Annotated in this window: 7 protein-coding genes; 6 read left to right on the forward strand and 1 reads right to left on the reverse strand. The window is 36.8% G+C overall.

Annotation, left to right across the window (positions count from 1 at the left end; translation table 11 throughout):
* Window positions 1–103: 103 nt before the first annotated feature.
* The 3 genes from AKG98_RS21545 (at window position 104) to AKG98_RS21555 (ending at window position 2,198) form a co-directional block, all read left to right on the forward strand.
* Window positions 104–994 (forward strand): cation diffusion facilitator family transporter, encoded by an 891-nt coding sequence (locus AKG98_RS21545; RefSeq protein ID WP_067051132.1) that lies wholly within the window; start codon window positions 104–106, stop codon window positions 992–994.
* A 55-nt stretch (window positions 995–1,049) separates the two neighbouring features.
* The gene (gene cysE, locus AKG98_RS21550) at window positions 1,050–1,811 is read left to right on the forward strand and encodes a serine O-acetyltransferase (RefSeq protein ID WP_369814946.1); all 762 of its coding nucleotides are present in this window, start codon (window positions 1,050–1,052) and stop codon (window positions 1,809–1,811) included.
* A gap of 159 nt (window positions 1,812–1,970) precedes the next feature.
* On the forward strand, window positions 1,971–2,198 hold the full coding sequence (locus tag AKG98_RS21555; RefSeq protein ID WP_045112353.1) for a cell division protein ZapB: 228 nt from the start codon (window positions 1,971–1,973) through the stop codon (window positions 2,196–2,198).
* Between the two features lie 60 nt (window positions 2,199–2,258).
* Here AKG98_RS21555 and rraA read toward each other — a convergent pair whose 3' ends face one another.
* The gene (gene rraA / locus AKG98_RS21560) at window positions 2,259–2,744 is read right to left on the reverse strand and encodes a ribonuclease E activity regulator RraA (protein ID WP_067051137.1); all 486 of its coding nucleotides are present in this window, start codon (window positions 2,742–2,744) and stop codon (window positions 2,259–2,261) included.
* A 218-nt stretch (window positions 2,745–2,962) separates the two neighbouring features.
* On the opposite strand from rraA, the gene AKG98_RS21565 reads away from it, so the two are divergent.
* The 3 genes from AKG98_RS21565 to AKG98_RS21575 all read left to right on the forward strand — a co-directional run bounded on the left by AKG98_RS21565 (window position 2,963) and on the right by AKG98_RS21575 (window position 5,476).
* Window positions 2,963–3,826, forward strand: a complete 864-nt coding sequence (locus tag AKG98_RS21565) for a polysaccharide deacetylase family protein (RefSeq protein ID WP_067051141.1) — start codon at window positions 2,963–2,965, stop codon at window positions 3,824–3,826.
* Window positions 3,827–3,845: 19 nt separating this feature from the next.
* The gene (locus tag AKG98_RS21570; RefSeq protein WP_067051144.1) at window positions 3,846–4,964 is read left to right on the forward strand and encodes a glycosyltransferase; all 1,119 of its coding nucleotides are present in this window, start codon (window positions 3,846–3,848) and stop codon (window positions 4,962–4,964) included.
* A gap of 62 nt (window positions 4,965–5,026) precedes the next feature.
* A complete protein-coding gene (locus AKG98_RS21575; protein ID WP_067051147.1) occupies window positions 5,027–5,476 on the forward strand; it encodes a DUF411 domain-containing protein in 450 nt (149 codons plus the stop codon).
* Window positions 5,477–6,000 lie beyond the last annotated feature (524 nt).

A 6,000-nucleotide genomic window follows, 5' to 3' on the forward strand; every position in this document is an offset into this window, starting at 1 on the left:
TTCTATTTTCTTTGATTTGTAGGTTGTTTAGATGAATAACTTCACGTTGTTTTTCTACTTCCTCCGTTTATAATAACGCATAGATTATATAAAAGGTAACCCTGTGATAGATTCTGATCATGAACAATTAATTAAACGTGCCAGTTATGCTTCTGTTGTTACTGCCGTCATTTTATTATGCAGCAAATTGTTTGTGTGGTTTGCCACGGGATCAGCATCGATATTGGCGTCATTGACGGATTCATTTCTAGATATTGGTGCATCCATTATTAATTTGTTTGCCATTAAATATGCCTTAGAGCCAGCGGATGATGCGCATCGTTTTGGTCATGGTAAAGCAGAATCTTTAGCAGGATTAGTACAATCAGCATTAATTGTGGGTTCATCAATTTTATTAATGTTGCATGGTATTAGTGCATTATTAGATCCGCAGCCGATTGTACGTTCAGAACTTGGTATCGCGGTATCCATTTTTGCATTATTGGTCACTTTTATTTTGATTCGTTATCAAACGCATGTTGTGGCTACAACTGGGAGTATTGCGATCAAAGCTGATTCACTCCATTACAAATCAGATTTATGGCTTAATGCGACAGTACTTATCGCGCTTAGTTTATCTGCGTATGGTTTTTATTGGGTTGATGGATTAGCGACAATCTTGATATCCTGCTACATATTATACAGTGCGTATGAGATCGGTATGGAGTCAATTCAGACATTGTTGGATCATGAATTGCCCGCTGAAGATATTGATAAAATAACAGAGATTGTGGCAAATACGAATAATGTACTCGGACTACATGAGTTACGAACGCGACAATCAGGGTATATGCGTTTTATTCAATTGCATATAGAATTGGATGATCACCTTACTTTGTTTGAGGCACATGCTATTGCCGATAATGTTGAAACTAATTTACTCTGTGAATTTGCAAATACGGAAGTGCTTATTCACCAAGATCCAATCTCAATTGTAAAGACGAAAAATGATTAATATAAACGTGAACTCTAAATGTTGTAAAGGAATAAACATGGAAGATAAACTTTCAATGTCTTGGCTTAGAATTAGAGATGAAGCTAAATTATTGGTTGAGCAGGAACCGATGCTCGCTAGCTTCTTCCATTCAACAATACTAAATCACGATAGTTTAAAATGCTCATTGAGTTTCCAATTAGCAAATAAGCTCGGTAGTGCGACAATGCCTGCTATTTTATTACGTGAAGTAATTGAAGAAGCATTAAAAGCAGAACCTACCATCTTACATGCGGTAGCTGCAGATTTATGTGCAGTACAAGAGCGAGATCCAGCGGTTGAATATTTCTCGACACCGTTATTATATTTGAAAGGTTTTCTCGCATTACAGTCTTATCGAATTGCCCATTGGCTGTGGAAGCAAAAGCGTGAAGCATTAGCGATTTATTTACAAAACCAAATATCAGTGGTGTTTGCTGTTGATATTCATCCAGCGGCTAGAATTGGCAAAGGTATTATGCTTGATCATGCGACCGGTATTGTGATTGGTGAAACGGCGATTGTAGAAGACGACGTGTCAATTTTACAAAGTGTTACGCTAGGTGGTACAGGTAAAGAAAGTGGTGACCGTCACCCGAAAATTAGAGCGGGTGTAATGATTGGTGCTGGTGCTAAAGTGCTGGGTAATATTGAAGTCGGCAGAGGAGCCAAAGTCGGTGCGGGTAGTGTCGTGCTCGATCATGTACCTGAGCATACGACCGTTGCAGGGGTTCCTGCCAAAGTTGTTGGTAGACCTGATTCTGAGATGCCTTCACTAGCGATGAATCAAACAATTTGATGTATTAATGTCAGTGCTCACAAACAAAAAGTTAATTCTGCTCAAGTGCATCATAATTTGACTAATAAGACTTGTTGTAGATTGACTAGCGTTGTATTCTTCTAGCAAGGGATAAGCCCTCTCAGCACAATATTGAATTCTTAAATTATGGGTGAAAAAATGAATTTTGACGTATTAGATAAATTAGAAAGTAAAGTACAAACAGCAGTTGATACCATTTCCCTATTACAAATGGAATTAGAAGAGCTAAAAGAAGAAAACAACGAACTATTAGCGAATAACTCTGAACTTAAAAGTCAGCAAGATGTATGGCAAGATCGTTTACGTTCTTTGCTAGGCAGAATGGATGAAGTTCAAGAGCTAGAAGAGTTAGAAGAAGAAGCATAATTTGATTCAGAGGTATGGTTATGACTAACTTATACCTCTGTTTCTATATGTTTTTGCGTGTTACTCAATATCTAGCGCATCTGCAGATAGAATAATACCAGTGCTGTCGGCATAAACATGATCATCAGGTAAGAATGTCACACCGCCAAAATTAACCGCGACATCTAATTCGCCTGTTCTATTATCATCTGCACCAACAGGAATGGAAGCAAGACTCTGAATTCCAATATTAATATCATCGAGCTGATCGACTTCTCGAATACTACCGTAAACAATAATGCCTTCCCATTCATTCTCGAATGCCAGTTGGGCAATATCAGAATCAATTAATGCTCTTCTTAATGAACCGCCACCATCAATGAGTAGTACTCTACCCAGTCCGGCTTGTTGAACTGTTTCAGTAATCAGTCCTAAACTTTCAAAGCATTTAATTGTGGTTATTTGACCACCGAACGATAACTTTCCACCGAAATTCATGAACATCGGTTCAACAACATCAATCATATCTGTATAAATGTCGCATAGTTCAGAAGTATTGTATTCCATGAGCAGCACCTTTTAATAAAGAAAGTTAGGTCATTAGCAATAAATCATAGCACTGTTAGCATATAAATTAAGCCTTTATTATCATTAGATAAATCAAAATTTGGCTTGCGACATAAAAATATAAGCAGTGTTCAGTAAATATCTCTCTAATCCCAAATAGTACGATGTGATGGTCTATTCTTATGATAATAGAGTAGATTGTCGATGAGGGGATCGTTATGGCGATTATTAATGCGTTAACTATTAATGTGGAAGATTATTTTCAAGCCCCCGCTTTTCAATACTGTATTAAGGAAAAAGATTGGGGTCTACTCTCACCTCGCATTGAATATGCAGTAGATAAAATTTTATTATTATTAAATGATCATAATGTGACTGCCACATTTTTTGTTTACGGTTGGACGATTATTCAATTTCCTTCGATGTTAAAAAAAATAGCAGAGCAGGGACATGAACTTGCATATCGACATTATAGCCTTCCTGATACGCAGCATTTTAATCAGCGTAAAATTATTGAAGATTTAAACCGTTATAAAGATCTGTTAGCACAAGTCATTGGCCATCGTATCATTGGTTATCGGAGTGATACAAAATTATGCAGTGCGACCTCGGAGTGGTTAGAAGACGAATTAATCTTGGCTGGCTATGAATATAGCTGTGCTAATCGGGCTCGAAGCGTGGATGTACAAGCGGAGCCTATTGAGTCTGCCTTTAAGGGTTTTCAACATTTAAATGTATCAACCCATAAAGTCTTCACTAAGCGATATGAGATTATTAATACCAATAGTATCCGTTTCAGAAAATATGAATCAAGTTGTAAGCTAGTCAGCCAGTTTATGGAAGAAACGAAAACACCAGTGCTAGGGTGTATTTCAACTTGGGTCATGGACAACCAACAACCGAACATTAGAGCAGATAACTTATTTAAAAAATGGTTACACGATTATCACCTTCGTGAGACGCCCCTTCTTCTACACCAACTATTTTCTGATTATGGTTGGCAAACAATCAGTGATATATATCTGCGAAAAGTATTACAACTGAACAGTATAAAAAAAAGGAAAGGACGCTGTGTAAGTTAATGATAAGGATATTATGAGAATGAAAATTTTACACGTGATCGAAAGTGGTGGTTTTTATGGTGCTGAAAGAGTTTTAATTGAATTAATGCTAGGTTTGAAGGTACTGGGCCATGAAGCGGCTTTGCTTAGCTTTGGCTATAAAGGACAGGCAGAAAAAGAGTTTGAAATTATTTGTCGCCGATACGGCATAACGGTCAATTTAATTCGGGTAAATAAACTCGAATATTTTTGTATCAGTCATTATATAAAAAAATTTGCAGAGAAAAATAGGTTTGATATTGTCCATTCTCACGGCTATAAATTCAATATACTGTTTAGTTTAATGCTGAAACGAAATCGCTTTAAATGCTTTTGTTCAACCATACATGGTTATGTATCCGCACCTAGATTTAGTAAAATGGCATTTTATCAATATTTGGATAAGTATTCATTAAAGCAATTAAATCGAGTTTTTCTTGTTAGTCAGCACATGACTAATCTACCAAGTGTTCAAGGGTTAGAAGCAAACCAATATACGGTTATTGAGAATGGTATCGGTGGTTACATGCCGATGTGTGAGATTGAAGAACGGTTAATTACTTTTCTGCATAATAAAACGACACGACTCATGGCTGTCGGTCGTCTTGCAGTTGAAAAAAATTTCGATACGCTTATCGACGCATTACCTAAGTTGATAGAAAATGATCCTAATACTGTACTTGTTATATTTGGTGCGGGAAGTGAGGAGTATCGATTACGAGAAAAAATCAAGCAATTGGGTTTAGATGAGTATGTCCTATTATTTGGTTTTGTAGAATCACTACCAAGCTATTTTAGTCATTTTGATGTTTTCGTTATGCCTTCTATTACAGAAGGTACACCTATCGCGTTACTCGAAGCTATGCAGGCTCGGATACCTTGTGTTGTGACTAATGTTGGCGGCATGCCACATATGCTTGCGTATGGTAGTGGCGGATGGATAGTTCCGCCTAAAGATCCCGATGCTTTACAGGCTGCAATAACTACAAGCTTAATTCATAGTCAAAGCCAAGTTAAAACTACCTTGGCTTATGACCGTGTTATGCATGAATTTAATTACCTTCATATGAGTCGACAATATTTAAATGCATATCAAAATTTGCTGACCAGCCTCTCTTAATACAATTGACCTTACATCAACTGGAATGTTTATCATTATTGTCTTTGATTTAGGATCTTCTGATGACATTTATTACTAAGCTTTTAAAGCCAGTCTTACTCACGAGTAGTTTAATTGGCAGTGTTGCATTGGCAGAAGAGATGACTGTATATAAATCGCAGTATTGTGGTTGCTGTACTGAGTGGGCCGAACAAATGGAAGATGCAGGATTTTCATTAACGGTTATTAACAATGAATATATGAGTGATGTAAAGAATCAATATGGTGTACCTAATAACCTACGATCTTGTCATACAGCAATAGTTAATGATTATATTATCGAAGGCCATGTTCCTGCCGCTGATATCAAGAAGCTTTTAGCTCAGAATAAAAGAGTCACAGGCATTGCGACTCCCGGTATGCCACAAAGTGCACCAGGTATGGATGTACCCGGCGCGAGTGATACATATCAAGTTGTAGCCTTTAATAAAGCGGGTATGCAGTATGTTTATAATGAATACAATTCAAAGTAGACTACTTATTATACGTTAAGGTGTGTTTAACAGCTTGGTAACGCGGTTTTTTGGTTTTTAGTGACTAATTAGTTAAATCGCTTGCTTGAAGTCATTAGATCTCTATAATGCGACCTCACTGACACGGCAACAGCCGCTAAGTAAAAGGTGTTTATCAGTATCGAAAGTTACTTTTTAAACCTCCTGAAATAAAGTGCAAATATGTGCTTGACTTCGAAATTGGTTTGCGTAGAATACGCAGCCTGACTACGACGGATAACGTCAAGGTCAATGCTCTTTAACAATTTATTCAAGCAATCTGTGTGAGCACTTGCAGAGATATAATGACCAAATATTATATCAATGTAATTGTGAACATTAAATTAAATCGAAAGATTTGGTTTTATAAACAATAGAACTTCGGTTTTATTGTTGAAGTACAGAATTCATTGAGCCGACTTGATACTCATCATCAGTAATGATTTTGGTAATCAGTCAAAAACTTTTAATTGAAGAGTTTGATCATGGCTCAGATTGAACGCTGG

Source organism: Moritella sp. JT01 (genome assembly GCF_001574435.1).
In the GTDB taxonomy this organism is placed as follows: Bacteria; Pseudomonadota; Gammaproteobacteria; order Enterobacterales; family Moritellaceae; genus Moritella.